This window comes from Curtobacterium sp. Csp2, from assembly GCF_013347165.1.
The window spans coordinates 3,225,216-3,242,578 of record NZ_CP054593.1; the positions used below are offsets into that span (position 1 = coordinate 3,225,216).

Sequence of the window (17,363 nt, forward strand, 5' to 3'; positions counted from 1 at the left end):
GAGGTCGTGAGGCGGGAGTGGTTTTTTTTTCCAAGCGGAAGAGGGCATCCGGTATGCTAGGGGGTCTCGTGGGCTCGGGGATGTGTATAAGAGCCGGGGAGGGGGCCACATGTGGCCCCCTCGGCGCCGCCGCCCGGGCGCGCCCGCTACGGGTGCAGCACCGCCGCGACCACGACGAGCACCGGCACCGCACCGATCGTCGAGACGAGCACGACGTCCCGCGCGACCGGGACCGCCGCCTGGTACCGCTGCGCGTAGTTGAAGACGTTCTGCGCCGCCGGCAGGGCCCCGAGCGTCGTGAGCACGAACACGTCCTGCTCGTCGAGCCGGAACACGAACCGGGCGACCACGAACGCCACGAGCGGCATCACCACGAGCTTCAGCCCGGCGGCCACGAGCACGTCCGCCCGGACCCGCCGTCCCTCCGCCACCGTCGGCGGCCCCGCGATCCCCGCTCCGGTGGATCGTCCCCACCCTGGCGCTCCTCGTCGCCCTCGTCGCCGGACTCGTCGGCGGCATCGCGATCGGCAAGCAGACGGCCTCGGCCGCAGGCACCGGCACCGGCACCGGCCAGTTCGGCCGAGCAGGCATCGGCCAAGGCCAGGGCCTGGGCCTGGGCCTGGGCCAAGCGGGCCAAGGCCGAACCGGCCAGGGCGGGACCGCCGGCGCCGGCTTCGTCGCCGGGACCATCACGTCGGTCGACGGGTCGACCCTCACGATCACGACCCAGCAGGGCACGAAGGAGACCGTCACGGTCCCCTCGTCCGCGACGGTCACGACGACCCAGAGCAGCTCGGTCTCGGCCCTCAAGGCCGGCGAGCGCGTCACGGCCGTCGGGACCCCGGGCTCCTCGTCGGGATCACTGACCGCGTCCCGCGTCTCCGAGGGGCAGGCCTTCGGCACCCGCGGCGGACGCCCCGGGATCACCGGCGGCACCGGCGGCACCGGCGGCACCGGCGGCACCGGGCAGTGAACCAGGCCGAACGCGGCCGACCCTGCCCGCCTGGCACCGGCCCGCCGACACGGGACCGTCGGCCCCGGCCCGGCCCGCCGACCCACGCGCGCTCAGGGCACGCGCTCGAGCCACTCTCGCGTGTCGAACTTCGTGCGCACGAGCTCCTGCGCCCGGGCCCGCTCGGCCTCGGTCACGTGTCCCTCGTGCGCCCCGTACAGCTTCGTGAAGGTGCCGATCAACCGGTCGATGATCTCGGCGCGCGTCAGCCCGGTCTGCGAGCGAAGCGGGTCGACCCGCTTCGCCGCCGAGGTCGTGCCCTTGTCGCTCATCTTCTCGCGCCCGATCCGCAGGACCTCGACCATCTTCTGGCCGTCCATGTCGTAGCTCATCGTGGCGTGGTGGAGCAGCGCACCGGTGCCGAGGCGCTTCTGCGCCGCCCCGCCGATCTTGCCCTTCGTCGAGGTGATGTCGTTGAGCGGCTGGTAGTACGCCTCGATGCCGAGCGACTTCAGCGCTTCGATCACCCACTCGTCCAGGTAGGCGTACGAATCCGCGAAGGTCATGCCCTGCACCAGGTCGGTCGGGACGTAGAGCGAGTACGAGATGATCGCGCCGGCGTCCATGAACATCGCCCCGCCGCCGGAGATCCGTCGGACGACCTGCACGCCGTACTTCTCGGCGCCGGCGGGGTCGACCTCGTTCTTGAGGGACTGGAACGACCCGATCACGACCGCGGGCTGGTCCCACTCCCAGATGCGCAGGGTCGGGCCGCGGCGTCCGGCGCCGACCTCCTCGGTCAGGACCTGGTCGAGCGCGAGGTGCTCGTTCGGGCTGATCGGTCCCTCGTGGACGATCTCCCAGTCGTACTCCTGCCACGTCGAGGCCCGTGAGAGCGCGCGTCGGACGGCCACACCCACGGACTCGGGCGTGAAGCCGAGCAGGACGGCGTCCTCGGGCAGCGCGCCGCGGACCGCGGCGGCGATGCCGGCCGCGTCGGTGGTCGCGGGCAGACCGGTGACGGCCTGGTCGATCAGCGGGAGGGCGTCGTCGGGTTCGAGGAAGAAGTCGCCCGCCAGGCGGAACTCCTGGATGCTCCCGTCGACGACCTCGAGGTCGACGACGACCAGCTTGCCTCCGGGGACCTTGTACTCACCGTGCACGGGTCGAGCCTACGCCCGCCACGAGTCGGACTGGAGGATCGTGGCGGGCCCCGCCACGATCCTCCAATCCGTCATCGGCGTCGCGTCAGCGACCCACGTGCCGGTCGAGCCACGCGACCAGGTCGGCGACCACCTCGTCCCGGTTCGTCTCGTTGTAGACCTCGTGCCGCGCCCCCTCGTAGACGTGCACCTGCACGTCCGACAGCCCGCCGCGGCGGCGGTACGCCTGCGCGAGCCGCTCGACGGAGCGGGGGCCGCCGAGCGTGTCCTCGGACCCGACCTGCAGCAGCATCGGCAGGTCGTGCGGGATGCGGCGCCGCGGGACCCCGAGCAGCCGGAGGGTGTCCCGGAGGCCGAAGAGCTTCAGCACGTCCGCCTCGACCGCGAGCGGGTCCGCCGCGATCGCCTCGATGATCGCCCGGTCGCGGCTGATCCACTCGTAGCGCGTCGGGCCGGAGCCCGCGTGCCGGGCGTTCAGGTCGCCGCTGTTCATCCAGCCGGGCAGGCGGTACGCCGTGGCGGAGAGCACCACCCCGTCGTACGCGGCGGACGAGGTGTTCACGATCCGCTGCGCCATGAGGGAGCCCCACGAGTGCCCGAGCAGCACGAGCGGCAGACCAGGGTCCTGCTCGCGCGCGACCGCGGTCATCTGCTCGACCGCGGCGATCGCGGCCCGCAGCCCACCGGGTCCGAGCCGGCCGAGCTGTGCGTGGTCGCCGTCCCACTGCCCCAGGCCCGTGCGGCCGTGCCCGCGGTGATCGTTCGCGTGCACGGTCCACCCGGCGCGGACGAGGTCCTGCGCGAGCGCCTCGTACCGGAGCGAGTGCTCGCCGACGCCGTGCGCGATCTGCACGATGCCCCGCGGCCGTCCCGCACGCCACGTGGAGTAGACGATCTCGACGCCGTGCGCGTCGGTGAACGAGGCGTCGCCCCGGGCTGCGGAGAAGGTCGGCACGGGTGCATCCTCGCAGACAGCGCGCACCCCGAGCGTGTTCACCCGGCGTTCACGCAGCGGGTCCCCGGCGGGCCTACCGTCACCGCCATGGACGTCCTCGTCACCGTCGTGCTGGTGATCGTGGTGGCCCTCGTGTTCGACTTCACGAACGGCTTCCACGACACCGCGAACGCCATGGCCACCTCGGTCGCCACCGGAGCCCTGAAGCCCCGGACCGCCGTGCTCATCTCCGCCGTCCTGAACGTGGTCGGCGCCTTCCTGTCCACCGAGGTCGCGAAGACGGTCTCGCAGGGCATCATCCGCGAGGGCCAGGACGGCATCCAGATCAGCCCGACCATGATCTTCGCGGGACTCGTCGGCGCGGTGCTCTGGAACCTCGCCACCTGGTACTTCGGGCTACCGTCGTCGTCGACACACGCCCTGTTCGGCGGGCTCATCGGCGCGTCGATCATCGGCGCCGGGCTGCACGCGGTCGACTGGGCCACCGTCGTGTCGAAGGTCGTGCTGCCGGCGCTCCTGTCGCCCGTGATCGCGGGGGCGATCGCCCTCGTCGCGACGTACCTGGCGTACACGCTCACGAGGAACGCGACCACGCACGGCGCCGCCACGGGCTTCCGGCACGGGCAGACGATCTCGGCGTCGCTGGTGTCGCTCGCGCACGGCACGAACGACGCGCAGAAGACGATGGGCGTCATCACGCTGACCCTGGTCGCCGCGAACTACCAGCCGTCCGGCACCGGTCCGGCGCTCTGGGTGATCCTGGCGTGCGGGTTGGCGATCGGCCTCGGCACCTACACGGGCGGCTGGCGGATCATGCGCACGGTCGGCAAGAAGATCTCCGACGTGCAGTCACCGCAGGGCTTCGCGGCCGAGACGAGCTCCGCGGCGACGATCCTGGTGTCGTCGCACCTCGGGTTCGCGCTCTCGACGACGCACGTCACGAGCGGCTCGGTCATCGGCTCCGGCCTCGGCAAGAAGCTCGCCGACGTGCACTGGTCGGTGGTCGGCCGGATCGTCGTGGCGTGGGTGATCACGCTCCCCGCCGCCGCGGTCGTCGGTGCCCTGGCGACCCTGGTGGCCTCGACGAGCACGATCGGCCTGGTGGTCGTCGCGGTGCTCGCCCTGGTCGGGGGCCTCGGCTTCTTCTTCCTCGCGCGGCGGAAGCCGATCACGAAGGACACCGTGAACGACGAGCAGCCGACGGAACCCGCTTCCGCCTCGGTGTCGGCCTAGGGAGCGACCGTGTCCATCGACCTCAGCAGCATCGGAATCGTCGCCGGCGTCGGGTTCGTCGCCGCGGTCGGCATCGTGCTCGTCTACACGCTCGGCCTGCGACTGCTCGGGACCGGGCAGCCCGTCGACGCCGCCGGCGAGCGCACCGAGTACCGCGACGAGACCCCGCGGTCCGGGCACACACCACCGGCCGCCCTCGCCGGCGCCGTGGTCTGCTTCGCGGTGTGCACCGCTGCCGTCCTCTACGGGATCTGGCTGACCATCCCGCAGTTCCACTGAGTCCGCTGAGTCCACTGGGGCGGGGCGGCTGGGAGGATCGTCCGGTGACCTCCCACCGCCTCGATGCCTCGCTCGACACCGCCGTCGACGTCCTGACCGCCGAGCGCGCCCCCGTGCTCCGCGTCGCGGACGGCGACACCGTGACCGTCCGGACGCTGAGCGCCGCCGGCTGGACGGAGCGACTCCCGTCGCCCGGCGCCGACGCACCGACCCTGCTCGACGGACGCCGCGGGCACTGCCTGGTCGGCCCGATCGCGGTGACGGGCGCCCGCCCCGGACAGGTCCTGGCCGTGCGGTTCGACGCGCTCGTGCCGGACGACTGGGGCTACACCGGGTCCGGTGGGGTCGACACGGAACTGAACCGGGCGCTCGGGCTCGCGGACCCGGCGTCCCGCGGTCCCCTGCTCTGGGACGTCGACGCCGCCGCGGGCACCGCACGCAACCAGCTGGGGCTCGGCGTCCGCACGGCGCCGTTCCTCGGCGTCGTGGGGCTCCCGCCGGAAGCGACCGGGGAGCACTCCACGATCCCGCCGCGGCCCCTCGGCGGCGGCAACGTCGACTGCCGCGAGCTCGTCGCCGGGTCGACGCTGTTCCTGCCGGTCACCGTGCCGGACGCGATGCTGTCCGTCGGCGACGGCCATGCCGCGCAGGGCGACGGCGAGGTGTCCGGCACCGCGGTCGAGTGCGGGATGACGACCACGATGACGCTGTCGCTCGTCGACGAGGTCCCGGTCGCCGGCATCCACGCGGACACCCCCGCTGGACGGATCACCTTCGGGTTCGACGCGGACCTGAACGCCGCGACGACGACGGCGCTCGACGGGATGGTCGACTGGATCGCCGGGCTGTACGACATCTCCCGCGCCCAGGCGCTCGCGATGGCGAGCGTCGCCGTGAGCCTGCGGGTGACCCAGGTCGCGAACCGCACCTGGGGTGTGCACGCCCTGCTCCCCCACGACGCGATCACCGGTCCGGACGCTCGCTGACGGCGCGCCCGACAAGCGCTGACGGCGCGTCCGTCACCACACGGTCGGACGGGAGGCGCGGGTCAGGTCGGCGGACCCGCTCACCCGACCCGTGCCTCCAGTCCGGCGATTCGAGCCCATCGCACCTGTCATGGGAGACCGATCCGCGCGTTGGGTGGCAGAAGTTCCGACGTCCGATGCGCGACTCGTCCTCCGATGGGCGGAACGGCACCCCACGCGCGGATCGACCTCAGGGCAACCAGTTCGTTCGCTGAACTAATGAGGTAGGCTAACGGCCGTGCCCGATTCCTCCCTCGCCACCGACCTCCGCATCGCCGTGAACCGGCTGTCGCGGACGCTCCGCGCGCAGAAGGCCGACGCGAGCATGCCGGACGCGCACTTCTCCGCACTCGCCCGGCTGCACCGCGAGGGCGCGATGACCCTCGCCGAGCTGAGCCGCCAGGACGGGGTGACACCCCCGTCGATGACGAAGTCCGTCGCTGCGCTCGTCGAACGGGGCCTCGTGTCGAAGTGCGGCCACGGCGACGACCGCCGCAAGGTGCTGCTCTCGGCCACCGCGGCTGGGTCCGCCTTCGTGGAGGAGACCCGGCGCCGCCGCGACGACTGGCTCACTCCGAGGCTCGGCGCCCTCACCCCCGACGAACGCCGCACCCTGGCCGCCGCCACCGACGTCATGAGGAGGCTGGCCCAGCAGTGACCGCCATGTTCCGTTCCCTGTCCGCCCGCAACTACCGCATCTGGTTCGCCGGCGCGCTCGTGTCCAACGTCGGCACGTGGATGCAGCGCACCGCGCAGGACTGGATCGTGCTCACCGAACTCTCCGACAACGACGCCGTCGCGGTCGGCATCACGATGGCCCTGCAGTTCGGTCCGCAGCTGCTCCTCCTGCCGTTCACCGGACTCGTGGCCGACCGTTTCGACCGGCGGAAGATGCTCATGCTCACCCAGGGCCTGATGGGGGCACTCGGCCTGGGACTCGGCGTCATGGTCCTCACCCACACCGCCACGCTCTGGTCGCTGTACGGCTTCGCGCTCGCGCTCGGCATCGTCGCCGCGTTCGACACCCCGATCCGACAGGCCTTCGTGTCCGACGTGGTGCAGGGCGAGCACGTGGCGAACGCCGTCGCGCTGAACTCCGCCTCGTTCAACGCCGCACGGCTGATCGGCCCCGCGGTCGCGGGCGTGCTCATCGCCGCGATCGGCTCGGGATGGGTGTTCGTCATCAACGCCGGCTCGTTCCTGGCGGTCCTCGTCGCGCTGCGCTTCGTCGACCCCGCACAGCTCGCCGACCGACCTCGTGCAGGGCGCGGCAAGGGCCAGATCGTGGCGGGCTTCCGGTACGTCCGGACCCGGCCGGACATCATCGTCGTGCTCTGCATGATCTTCGTCGTCGGTACGTTCGGCGTGAACTTCCCGATCTTCACCTCGACGATGGCGCGCGTCGAGTTCGGCAAGGGCGCCGGTGAGTTCGGCCTGCTCAACTCGGTGATGGCGATCGGCTCGGTCGCCGGTGCGCTCCTGTCCGCCCGGCGGGACCGCCCGAGGATGCGCACGCTCGTGATCGCCTCGGCCGGGTTCGGGCTCGCGTGCACCGCGGCCGCCCTCGCTCCGACCTACTGGTCGTTCGCCGTCGTGCTGGTGTTCGTCGGCCTCGCCTCGCTGACGTTCATGACGACCGCGAACGCCCTCGTCCAGACCACCACGAAGCCGGCGATGCGCGGCCGCGTGATGGCGCTCTACATGGCGATCTTTGCGGGCGGCACCCCCATCGGCGCACCGATCGTCGGCGCCGTGGCGGACGCATGGGGACCGCGGTGGGCGATCGTCGTCGGTGCCGCGTCCGGGTTCGTCGCGCTGGCGATCGCCCTCGTGTGGCTCGTCCGGTGGGAACGCTTCCGGGTCCGGTACGACGCCGACAACCGCCTGCACCTCGCTATCACGCACGCGATCCCCGTGGTCGGGATGCGCGCGTCCCGCGCCGCGATCCGGCGCGACCTGGAGCGCGACGAGGCGGTCGCGGACCGCTCGAGCGCCGTCTGACCCGTGGGCTGGTGCGGGGCCCGAGTCCGAGCGGGCAGGACGCGCCGGCCGTCGTCCGCCGAGCGGGCGGAACCGGTCGCTCAAGGGCGCCGAGCGTGACAGAAGTGGCCCGCTCGCGGTGCGGTGACGGAGCAGCGGGAGAGGGCGGACGGGAGGCGCGTGGTGGGCCCGCACCGTGCCTCCAGGCCGCCGCCACCCGGCCCCACCCCAGCCGGTCGCGCAGCGAGCGGGCAGGAAACGCCGCCCGTCGTCCGCCGAGCGGGCGGAACCGGTCGCCTTCGGGCGCCGAGCGTGACAGAAGTGGCCCGCTCGCGGAGCGACGGGTGAGCGGCGCGGCGGTCAGCGCGCCGCGACGGCGGCCGCGAACACGCGCTCGTCGAGGGCCGCTACCACGGCGTCGACCGCCGCGGCGAGACGCGCCGTCACCGTGCGCGGCCACGCGTCGGGCTGCTCGGGGTCGGGGTGCTCGAGCGCGGCGCGAGCCCGGCGGAAGGCCTCGACCTCGTCCGCGACGTAGGCGGGCGCGACGTCGGCCAGGCAGTCGTCCGCCCGCTGCGCGAGGAACGCGAGCGACCGCGGACTGTGTCCGTCCCGGAGCAGGAAGCCCGCGACGCTCGCCGGATCCGTCGCACGGTGGTCACGGCCGCGACGGAAGGCCTCGACCGCGCCGCAGGCCCGCAGCGCGGTCGCCCAGGAGTGCGGCGCAGCGGTGTCGACGAGGTCCGAGGCGAGGAGCCGCGCGGTGGCCCCGCAGCGCAGGAGCGACCGGCCGAGCGTGAAGAACTCCCACACCTCGTCACGGCTCGCGTCGCCCTCGACGACCCCGACGGCCAGGGCGCTCCGCTCTCGGACCCACGCCAGGAACTCGTGCGCTCGTTCGACCGACACCTTCCGCGGCATCCGGGACCGGGTGACGTCGAGGCAGTCCCAGAGCTCCGTGGGGACGACCTCGCGGGCCCGGCGGGCGTCGTCCCGGGCCACCGCGACCGCGGACGCGACGGAGGCCGGCTCGTGACGGTCGAGCGCGAGCGACTCGATCGTCGCGGCCCGTCCGGACCGTCCCGGGCCCTGGGCGCCGAGCACCGCGCGCAGCGCCGACGCGACCGCCGGGTCCTCCCCCGCGGCGACGACGTCCGGGCGGACGACGTACACCTCGAGCATCCGGGCGACGACGTCGGCACGCTCGACCGCGGTCCCGACACGGAACACGCTCCCCGCGAGTCGGCTCAGCACGTCGGCTCCTGCATGGGGTGAACCTACTGAGGGGTCGTTGCGCTGGTGTTACGGGCGCGGGTCACCGGTGTTGCACCGGTCGCGGAGCGCGCAGAGCGGCCACCGGGTCGCTGGGAAGTGCATCGGTTCCCGCGCACTCGCTAGACAATCTAACTAGAGCGTCTAGCATTGTCCTCATGACGACCGAGGTGACGGACACCACCACGGGCTTCTGGTATGGCAAGGGTTCCAGGGTCGACGCGGTGGACGTACTCAATGCGCTCCGCAGGTACCGGAGCGCCGAGAGCGCTGCCCAGCGACGGGCACGCGAGGCGCTCGGCATCGGCGAGAACGCCCTGCTCGCGCTGCGCATCCTGCTCGACGCCGAGACCACCGGCCGCGCGGTGAACTCGAAGGAGCTGGCCGACCGACTCGAGATCACGCCGGCGTCGACGTCGGCGCTCGTCGACCGACTCGTCCGCAGCGGACACGTCGAGCGGCACGCCGACCCGCACGACCGCCGCGGGGTCATCCTCACCGCATCCGGCGGCTCGATGCGGCAGGTGCTGCAGGTCATCGACGAGCTCGACACCCGCACGCTCGAGGTCGCCGAGCACCTGCCCCAGTCGGAGATGGGCGTCGTGGTCGCGTTCCTCGAGGAGATGGCCCGTGTCGTCGACCAGGACGATGACGAGGACGAGCGGTCCGCGTAGCCTGACGGCATGCGTGCGACCGACGACCCCACGGCGGTGCCGGCGCACGACCCCGAGGACGACATGCCCCTCGCGGAGCTCGACGCCCGTGCCCGCGCGGACGCCGCCCTCCGGCGCATCCAGGCCGGGGCCGACCCGGCGCGCGAGGCCTTCGACCTCGCGAACACGATGAACGACGAGGCCGTGGGTCGGCTCACCGGCGCGCTGCGGCGCTGGCTCCGCCGGCCCTGACGGGCTGGCGCCGGCCACGGCGACCCGACCTGGTGGCGCCAGCCCTGACCCTGACCTGCGTCAGAACGCGGTGCCGACCGCCGCGATGTCGTCGCCGCCGTGCCCGTCCGCGCTCGCCTGCGCGTAGACCCGGTCGATGCCGTCGAGCAGCTCCGTCGAGACCCCGGCGTCCCGCGCGGCGTCACGGATGAGCCCGATGTCCTTGCGGATCCCGTCGAGCGCGAACTGCGGCGCGAACTCCCCCGACAGCATGGCCTCGCCCTTCGTGTGCGCGTAGGGCGAGTCGCTCGCGGTGCCCTCGATCGCGTCGAGGAACAGGTGCGGGTCGAGTCCGAGCGCGCGGGCGATGGCGAGGGACTGGCCGGTCGCCGCCGTGATCGCGGCGACCCAGGCGTTCGCGGCGAGCTTGAGCGCGGTGCCGTCGCCGACCCGCTCGCCGGCCCGGACGGTCTTCGCGCCGATCGCGTCGAGCACCGGGTCGATCCGGTCGACCGTCGCCGAGGGGCCCGCGGCGAGCATGGTGAGCTTGCCCTGCTCCGCCGGGCCCTTCGTCCCGAGCATCATCGCCTCGACGAGGGTGATGCCGTACTTGCCGGCGAGCTGCACGACGGTCTCGGTACCCGCGACCCCGATGGTCGAGGCCTGCACCCACACAGCGTCGGTCGGAGCATCCCCGGCTGCGGCCTCGAGCACGTCGACCACCGCGTCGGTGTCGAACAGCGTCAGGAGGACGACCTCGGCCTCCGCCAGCGCGGCGGACGCGTCGCGCTCGACCGTGGCGCCGTCGTCGGCGAGCGGTGCGGCACGGTCGGCGTTGCGGTTCCAGACCGTGACGTCGTGTCCCTCGCGGAGCAGCGACCGCGCGACCCCTGCCCCCATCGTCCCTGTGCCCAACACCGTCACGCGCACGTGCGTCTCCGTCCTCGGACGACGCCGTGCCGTCCTCCGTCCGACGCTACGCCCCGGGTGCGGGCGGGTCCCGGTCAGTCCGTACAGCCCACGGCCGCGGGCGCGGGCGCCGGGCAGCCCGGGTCAGAGCACCCCGCGGGCAGCGAGCCACGGTGCGGGGTCGACCGGGACACCGCCGAGGATGACCTCGAAGTGCAGGTGCGCTCCGGTCGAGATGCCGGTGCTGCCGACGGCGCCGACCGGTTCGCCGACCGCGACCCGGCGCCCGACCACCACGTCGATGCGGGACAGGTGCGCGTACCGCGTCTCGGTGCCGTCCGGGTGACGGAGCAGCACCTGGTTGCCGTACCCGCCGAGGACCCCGGCCGACGCCACCGTGCCGGACATCACCGCGAGGGCCGGCGTCCCGGCGCGGGCGGCGAAGTCGAGTCCGTGGTGGTCCGTCGAGCACGCGCTGCACCCGTCGACGTGGCGACCGCCGAAGCCCCCGGCGGTGGGGACCGTGCCGTCGACCGGTCGGACCACCGTGACGTCGGAGCTGATGCGCGGCCCACGCCGGAAGTCGTCGCGGATCGAGAAGCCGTCGCGCTGCACGTCGGGGTCCGATCCGGCTGCGACGGCGTACCACTGGGCGGTGCCGTGGGGTCTGGCGGCCGCCGGAGGGGTCGGGTCCACCGCCTGCGCCGGGGTGGACACCGAGACGACGAGACAGGCGGACAGGGCGGCGGCCGTCACGGACAACCGGGGCACGGTGGACGTCGGGCGGACGACGACGCCGAGCAGTGCCCGCGCCGGATCAGCAGCGGGGCGTCGGACCCGTGGGGCACGGCGCCTGGTGACGGACCGCTCGCGGGCGAGCGCGGCACGCCGACTCGACGAGGACGAAGCCGAGGACGAGGAGAACGGACGAGCCGCCTGCGGGAGTGGCACCGGGACGGCGGCAGGGGGGACCGCCGCCCCGGTGGTCGAGGGGCGTCGCGGGGACGCCCGGAGGGAGACCGGGGCGGCAGCAGGGGGGACTGCCGCGCCGGTGGTCGTGGGGCCGGGACGCACCGACCGGGATCGTCGGGCGCCGGCGGCGTGCCGTGCGGCGGCTCGCGGGCGGAGGACGGGGTCCGGTGCGGTCATCGCGCAGCCAGGGTCAGGCGCGGACGACGCCGTCGCGGGTGATCCGGTCGAGCTCACCGACGACGGCGTCGACGACCGCACGGGTGATCGCGTCGGCGACGGCCTCGACGAGGGCGAGCTGCTCGGACGACACCGCGTGCTCGGCGACGAGCGCGCTACCGAGTCGAGCGGGGATCTCGTCGATCGCGGCCACGAGCGCGGCCGGCACGAGCGCCGACGCCTGCGGCGGGACGGGCGCCGACAGCGGGGACGACGGGACGGGCGCGGTCGCGAGCGGGGCGGACGCACGAGCCGCGGGGGCGGGTGCTGCAGGCGCGGGAGCTGCCGCGGCGCGGACCACGGGTGCGGAGACTGCGGGTGCGGACGTCCGACGGGAGACGGCGTCGAAGAGCGGGGTGGAGGACATGCTGCGTGCCTTCTGGTCAGGGTCGGCGCGGCCCGTTCCTGTCGGGCCGCTCGGTCACGTGCCGCTCGGGCACGGACCGATTGAACCACTGATATTCCAGATGTGCAATAGGCGTTCTGGGTCAGTCCGGCTCGACGGCCTGCGTCGGGTCGTCCCGGCGCAGCACCTGCTTGACCCGCTCGACGATCGTGGCGGGCGGGTTGTTGTACGCGTTCGCCGGCTCCTGGCCGCTCAGGGCCTGGATCGCCGCCATCACCGCATCCGTGGCGTGCCGTCGCGCCCGACCGGACGAAGCGTCGCCGAACGAGGACAGGTCCATCGGCTCACCGAACTCGATGGTCACCTTCGCGAGCTTCGGGATGCGCGAGCCCACGGGCTGCACGTGCTCGGTCCCCGTCAGGGCGACGGGCACCACAGGGGCACCGCTCGTCAACGCGAGCCAGGCCACGCCCGTGCGGCCCTTGTAGAGCCGCCCGTCGAGGGACCGGGTGCCCTCGGGGTAGATCGCGAAGGCCTCGCCCGCCTCGAGCCGTTCGAGCCCGAGGTCGAGGGCGTGCTGCGCCGCGGCACCCGCCCCGCGCTCGACGCCGATCGCTCCGATGCCGCCGAAGAACGCCCGGGACACCGCGCCGCGCAGACCCGTCCCGGTGAAGTACTCCTGCTTGGCGAGGAACGACACCTTCCGCGGCGCCATGAGCGTGATCGCCGGGGAGTCGATGAACGAGCGGTGGTTGCTCGCGAGGATCACCGGTCCGTGCTTCGGGACGTGCTTCCGGCCGATGATCCGCGGACGCCAGAGCATCCGCGCGAGGGGCGTCACCACGGCACGGCTCATGGACGTGGCGAGCTTGGTCGAACCGGGCACCGGACCTCCTCGTTGGCGAGTACCCGAGTGTAGTGAGCACCCGCGGAACCGCATGCCGCCGACGGAATGTGTCCCGACCGGTGCGGCCGGGCCCCGGTCCCGCCGCTCAGTCCGCGTGCGCCGCGACCACCTCGAGCACCGCACGACCGTACCGCTCGAGCTTCGCCGTGCCGACCCCGGAGATCTCGGCGAGCTCGTCCTGGTCGGCGGGCTTCACCGCCGCGATGCCGCGGAGCGTCGCGTCGTTGAACACCACGTAGGCGGGGACTCCCTGTTCGCGGGCCTGCCCGGCGCGCCAGGCACGCAGGGCCTCGAACAGTCCGACGGCCTCCCGCGGCATGTCCGACACGACCGTGCGGCGGGTGCGGGACGACCGCGTGGACTTCACGGGGTCGCGGCGCATCAGGACCTGCACGCGGCCGCTCAGGACGTCCGCACTGGTCGGGCTGAGCACCACGGTGCCGAACCCGTCACCGGAGACCGCGGCGTAGCCCTGCGCCAGGAGCTGCCGGGCGACGGCGCGCCACTCCCCCTCGCTCAGGTCGCTGCCGATGCCGAACGTGGCGAGCTGGTCGTGCCGGAGCTCCTGCACGCGCGGTGACTGCTTGCCGACGAGGATGTCGACGAGGTGCGCCACGCCGTACCGCTGCCCGCGCTCCCGGTCGAGACGGACGACCGTCGACAGCAGCTTCTGCGCGGGGACGGTGCCGTCCCAGGGCTCCGGCGGTGCGATGCACGTGTCGCAGTTGCCGCACGGCGTCGACTCCTGCCCGAAGTACGCGAGCAGCCGCACCCGGCGGCACTCGATCGTCTCGCACAGGGCGAGCATCGCGTCGAGGTGCGCGCTGAGCTGCCGGCGGTGTGCAGCATCGCCCTCGGACTGGTCGATCATCCGCCGCTGCTGCACGACGTCGTTCAGCCCGTACGCGAGCCACGCGGTCGAGGGCAGCCCGTCCCGCCCGGCACGACCGGTCTCCTGGTAGTAGCCCTCGACCGACTTCGGCAGGTCCAGGTGCGCCACGAACCGCACGTCGGGCTTGTCGATGCCCATGCCGAACGCGATCGTCGCGACCATGACGACGCCGTCCTCGCGCAGGAACGTCGACTGGTTGCGCTCGCGGACCTTCGCGTCGAGGCCCGCGTGGTACGGCAGCGCCGGGATGCCCTGCTCGGCGAGGGCCGCGGCGGTGCGCTCGACCGAGTTCCGGGACAGGCAGTACACGATGCCCGCGTCGCCGCTGTGCTCGGTGCGGATGAAGGTCAGGAGCTGCTGGAGCGCCCCGGTCTTCGGCTCGATCCGGTACTGGATGTTCGGTCGGTCGAAGTCGGCCACGAAGTGCGCGGCGTCGTCGAGGCCGAGGCGGGCGGAGATCTCGCGGTGGGTCTGCGGGGTGGCGGTGGCGGTCAGGGCGATCCGCGGCACCGTCGGCCAGCGCTCGTGCAGGACGCTCAGCTCGAGGTAGTCCGGCCGGAAGTCGTGCCCCCACTGGGCGACGCAGTGCGCCTCGTCGATCGCGAACAGTGCGATCCGCGCGCGGTCGAGCAGGGAGCGGGTGGACTCGAGCCGCAGCCGCTCGGGCGCGAGGTAGAGCATGTCGACCTGCCCGGACACCGCCGCGCGCTCGACCCGGGCGCGCTCGTCGGGTCCCTGCGTCGAGTTGAGGAACGCCGCCTGCACGCCGTTCGCCGCGAGGGCGTCGACCTGGTCCTGCATGAGGGCGATGAGCGGCGAGACGACGACCCCGATCCCGTCGCGCACGAGCGCGGGCACCTGGTAGCAGAGCGACTTGCCGCCGCCGGTCGGCATCAGGACGAGCGCGTCGCCGCCGCCCACCACCTGGTCGATGATGGCGGCCTGCTCGCCCCGGAAGGCGTCGTACCCCCAGACCCGGTGCAGGACGTCCAACGCGGGCGTGGAACTCATGCCAGGAGCCTACGGCCGACGGGCGACACCCACCGCACTGTCCACAGCGCCACCCGTGCGGTCGCCGGGCCCGGCCGCGTCGTCGACGCGGGCCGGTGCGCCCGCCCACCCCGTGCCTCCTGGCCGGAACCAGCGCGACCCACCTGCGAAGGCCGGCGGCGTCCCCCGGAACCGGGGCGCCTCGTGACCGGCGAACCGCCGGTCCAGCTTCCGCCACCGCGCGAGCACCTCGACCATCCCCCAGTACAGGAGCGAGGTGCCGAGCGTCACGAGCCATCCGCCCACGGTGCCCTGCGCGTCCTGCGACGTCAGGTCGATCCGCGACCAGCCGGGCGCCTGCAGCACGAAGATCATGATGTTGTTGAAGGCGTGCTGGAGCACCGTCGCCTCCATGCCGCCGGTGCGCAGCACGATGATCGCGGCGACGAGGCCGAACGAGCCGACGTCGAGGATGCCCCAGACGTTGTAGCCGTTCGGGATGTGCAGCAGCGCGAACACGACGGTCGAGACGCCGACCGCCACCACCGTGCCGACGACGCGGACCGGGATCCACGAGCCGATCGTCTGCATGAGGAAGCCGCGGAAGACGTACTCCTCGGCCGCGCCCTGGAACGGGACGAGCAGCACGACCAGGACGATCGTCAGCGTGAGCGTGCTGACCGAGACGGTCGACTGCCCGATCGCAGCGTGGTCCCAGCCGAACCCGCCGTCGAACGTGAACATGCCGATGGTCTGGACCGAGAACATGATCACCGCGATGACGAGCGTCGGCAGGAGGCACCACGCGGTCCAGCGCCAGCGCACCCGGAAGCGCGTCGACGACAGGACGTTCGCCGGCCCGAGCTTCGCGAGCTTGACCGCGAGCAGGATGCCGGGGAGCAGCACGACGAGGGACACCAGCGACAGCGACAGGATCAGCGGATCGGTCGGGTCGAGCGCACCGCTGGCCAGGTCCTGCTGGAAGCGCATCAGCCCCTCGGGACCCTGTGACGCCCCGATCGGGACGAAGTAGGCGACCGCCAGGACCACCTGCGTCGCGACGTACCACCCGGCCAGGACCGCCAGCGCGACGAGCGGGCGCCACCACCGCCAACGGGCGTCGACGCGGGGCAGGCGGTGGTACGGAACGCTCACGCTGCGCAGGCTACCGGGCCGGGCAGGATGGGAGCCGTGCTCACCGTGCTGCTCGGCCTGACCGGTGCTGTCGTCTACGGCGCCGCCGACTTCCTGGGCGGCGTCGCGGCCCGGCGGCTGCGCGCCGTCACGGTCGCCGCGGCCGCCGCGGCGGTCGGGCTGGTGCCGCTCACGTTCGGCATCCCGTTCGTCGGCGCGGATCCGTCCGGTCCGGCCGTCGGGTGGGGGCTCGTCGCGGGGCTCTCCGGCGGGGTCGGGGTGCTGCTGCTCTACCGCGCGCTCGCGATCGGCCCGATGAGCGTCCTGTCGCCGCTGACCGCCGTCTTCGCGGCCGTCGTGCCCGTGGTCGTCGCGCTGGTCCGGGGCACGTCGCTGTCGCCGACGGCGTGGGTCGCGCTCGTGGTGGCGGTCGTCGCGGTCGTGCTCGTCGCGGCGGTGCGGGACACCTCCGGCGCGCGGGTCACCCCGGCCGGGCTGGTCACGGCAGCCGTCGCGGGGTGCGGGTTCGGTGGGATCGTGCTCGCCTACGACGCGGCGCCGGACGGGTCGGGGGTCGCGCCGCTGCTCGTGGCGCGCGGGGTGCAGACGGTGCTGCTCGGGGCGGCTGCGGTGGTGGTCGCGGTGCGGTCCGGTGCGTCGGGTCCGGCGGGTGCGGCGCTCGCTGTCGGTGCGTCGCGTCCGGTGGGTGCTGCTGCACGGACTGGAGGCACGGTGCGCGTGGGCAGGTCGGCACGCGCGGGTGCGTGGTCGCGTCGCGTCGTGGCGACGGTCGTCGCCTGCGGGGTGCTCGACGCGTTGGCGAACGTGTGCATCCAGGCGGCGCTCCGCGCCGGGGACGACCCGTCGACGCTACCCGTGGTGAGCGTGCTCAACGCGCTCTACCCGATCGGCACAGTGGCGCTCGCGGGTGTGGTGCTGCGGGAGCGCCTCACGCCCGTGCAGTGGAGCGGGATCGGGCTCGCGTTCGCGGCGGCCGTCGGGCTCGCGCTCGCGTGAGGCGGGCGCCGTCGCGCTCGGGCTCGCGCTCGCGCTCGCGTGCGGCGGGTCAGTCGTCCGCGACGAGGCGCTTGCCGAGCGACACCGCGTGGTCCTCGGCGTACCCGAGCGAGGCGTAGAACCCGAGCACCCGCTCGTTGCCGGCCCGCACCTGGACGTTGACCTTCGGGCATCCGCGCGCGAGCAGCAGCCGTTCGAACTCGGCCATGAAGGCGCGGCCGAGCCCGGTGCCCTGGT

At 73.4% G+C, this 17,363-nt stretch carries 19 protein-coding genes; 8 read left to right on the forward strand and 11 right to left on the reverse strand.

All coding sequences use genetic code 11. From position 1 onward, the window contains the following. Window positions 1-146 precede the first annotated feature (146 nt). The 3 genes from HUN59_RS15665 to HUN59_RS15675 all read right to left on the reverse strand — a co-directional run bounded on the left by HUN59_RS15665 (window position 147) and on the right by HUN59_RS15675 (window position 3,070). Window positions 147-431, reverse strand: coding sequence for an AEC family transporter (locus tag HUN59_RS15665; protein WP_174778880.1), 285 nt, complete (start codon window positions 429-431; stop codon window positions 147-149). A 634-nt stretch (window positions 432-1,065) separates the two neighbouring features. Next, complete coding sequence (locus tag HUN59_RS15670; RefSeq protein WP_144802820.1) at window positions 1,066-2,115, reverse strand: lipoate--protein ligase family protein; 1,050 nt, start codon at window positions 2,113-2,115, stop codon at window positions 1,066-1,068. A gap of 85 nt (window positions 2,116-2,200) precedes the next feature. Next, the gene (locus HUN59_RS15675; RefSeq protein WP_174778871.1) at window positions 2,201-3,070 is read right to left on the reverse strand and encodes an alpha/beta hydrolase; all 870 of its coding nucleotides are present in this window, start codon (window positions 3,068-3,070) and stop codon (window positions 2,201-2,203) included. An 87-nt stretch (window positions 3,071-3,157) separates the two neighbouring features. On the opposite strand from HUN59_RS15675, the gene HUN59_RS15680 reads away from it, so the two are divergent. The 5 genes from HUN59_RS15680 to HUN59_RS15700 all read left to right on the forward strand — a co-directional run bounded on the left by HUN59_RS15680 (window position 3,158) and on the right by HUN59_RS15700 (window position 7,608). Beyond that, the gene (locus HUN59_RS15680; protein WP_174778872.1) at window positions 3,158-4,303 is read left to right on the forward strand and encodes an inorganic phosphate transporter; all 1,146 of its coding nucleotides are present in this window, start codon (window positions 3,158-3,160) and stop codon (window positions 4,301-4,303) included. A gap of 9 nt (window positions 4,304-4,312) precedes the next feature. Continuing rightward, window positions 4,313-4,582: a hypothetical protein gene (locus HUN59_RS15685; RefSeq protein WP_174778873.1), complete on the forward strand. Its 270-nt coding sequence runs from the start codon at window positions 4,313-4,315 to the stop codon at window positions 4,580-4,582. A 44-nt stretch (window positions 4,583-4,626) separates the two neighbouring features. Next, the gene (locus HUN59_RS15690; protein WP_174778874.1) at window positions 4,627-5,568 is read left to right on the forward strand and encodes an acetamidase/formamidase family protein; all 942 of its coding nucleotides are present in this window, start codon (window positions 4,627-4,629) and stop codon (window positions 5,566-5,568) included. Between the two features lie 277 nt (window positions 5,569-5,845). Next, on the forward strand, window positions 5,846-6,265 hold the full coding sequence (locus HUN59_RS15695) for a MarR family winged helix-turn-helix transcriptional regulator (protein ID WP_174778875.1): 420 nt from the start codon (window positions 5,846-5,848) through the stop codon (window positions 6,263-6,265). Next, window positions 6,262-7,608 carry an MFS transporter gene (locus HUN59_RS15700; RefSeq protein ID WP_174778876.1) on the forward strand — a complete coding sequence of 449 codons (1,347 nt, stop codon included), beginning with the start codon at window positions 6,262-6,264 and terminating at the stop codon, window positions 7,606-7,608. The genes HUN59_RS15695 and HUN59_RS15700 overlap by 4 nt, the downstream gene beginning before the upstream one ends. A gap of 339 nt (window positions 7,609-7,947) precedes the next feature. Here HUN59_RS15700 and HUN59_RS15705 read toward each other — a convergent pair whose 3' ends face one another. Next, a complete protein-coding gene (locus tag HUN59_RS15705; protein ID WP_174778877.1) occupies window positions 7,948-8,841 on the reverse strand; it encodes an alpha-E domain-containing protein in 894 nt (297 codons plus the stop codon). Window positions 8,842-9,017: 176 nt separating this feature from the next. On the opposite strand from HUN59_RS15705, the gene HUN59_RS15710 reads away from it, so the two are divergent. Both HUN59_RS15710 and HUN59_RS15715 read left to right on the forward strand, forming a co-directional pair. Then, complete coding sequence (locus HUN59_RS15710; protein WP_174778878.1) at window positions 9,018-9,533, forward strand: MarR family winged helix-turn-helix transcriptional regulator; 516 nt, start codon at window positions 9,018-9,020, stop codon at window positions 9,531-9,533. A gap of 9 nt (window positions 9,534-9,542) precedes the next feature. Next, window positions 9,543-9,764 (forward strand): hypothetical protein, encoded by a 222-nt coding sequence (locus tag HUN59_RS15715; protein ID WP_174778879.1) that lies wholly within the window; start codon window positions 9,543-9,545, stop codon window positions 9,762-9,764. A 60-nt stretch (window positions 9,765-9,824) separates the two neighbouring features. On the opposite strand, the gene HUN59_RS15720 is transcribed toward HUN59_RS15715, so the two are convergent. The 6 genes from HUN59_RS15720 to HUN59_RS15745 form a co-directional block, all read right to left on the reverse strand. Continuing rightward, entirely contained in the window at window positions 9,825-10,673 is an 849-nt protein-coding gene (locus tag HUN59_RS15720) for an NAD(P)-dependent oxidoreductase (protein WP_302690930.1), read from the reverse strand. 123 nt (window positions 10,674-10,796) lie between these two features. Further along, window positions 10,797-11,408, reverse strand: a complete 612-nt coding sequence (locus HUN59_RS19515) for a M23 family metallopeptidase (RefSeq protein ID WP_254630076.1) — start codon at window positions 11,406-11,408, stop codon at window positions 10,797-10,799. A 406-nt stretch (window positions 11,409-11,814) separates the two neighbouring features. Continuing rightward, a complete protein-coding gene (locus tag HUN59_RS15730) occupies window positions 11,815-12,207 on the reverse strand; it encodes a hypothetical protein (protein WP_174778883.1) in 393 nt (130 codons plus the stop codon). 121 nt (window positions 12,208-12,328) lie between these two features. Then, window positions 12,329-13,042, reverse strand: a complete 714-nt coding sequence (locus tag HUN59_RS15735) for a lysophospholipid acyltransferase family protein (RefSeq protein ID WP_231050832.1) — start codon at window positions 13,040-13,042, stop codon at window positions 12,329-12,331. 136 nt (window positions 13,043-13,178) lie between these two features. Continuing rightward, window positions 13,179-14,996: a DNA helicase RecQ gene (gene recQ / locus HUN59_RS15740; RefSeq protein WP_174778885.1), complete on the reverse strand. Its 1,818-nt coding sequence runs from the start codon at window positions 14,994-14,996 to the stop codon at window positions 13,179-13,181. Window positions 14,997-15,005: 9 nt separating this feature from the next. After that, window positions 15,006-16,130, reverse strand: a complete 1,125-nt coding sequence (locus tag HUN59_RS15745) for a CPBP family intramembrane glutamic endopeptidase (protein ID WP_174778886.1) — start codon at window positions 16,128-16,130, stop codon at window positions 15,006-15,008. Between the two features lie 36 nt (window positions 16,131-16,166). On the opposite strand from HUN59_RS15745, the gene HUN59_RS15750 reads away from it, so the two are divergent. Then, on the forward strand, window positions 16,167-17,126 hold the full coding sequence (locus HUN59_RS15750; protein ID WP_174778887.1) for an EamA family transporter: 960 nt from the start codon (window positions 16,167-16,169) through the stop codon (window positions 17,124-17,126). A 49-nt stretch (window positions 17,127-17,175) separates the two neighbouring features. Here the strand turns inward: HUN59_RS15750 and HUN59_RS15755 are convergent. Beyond that, window positions 17,176-17,363: GNAT family N-acetyltransferase (locus HUN59_RS15755; RefSeq protein ID WP_174779529.1), on the reverse strand; the 188-nt coding region annotated here is incomplete at its 5' end.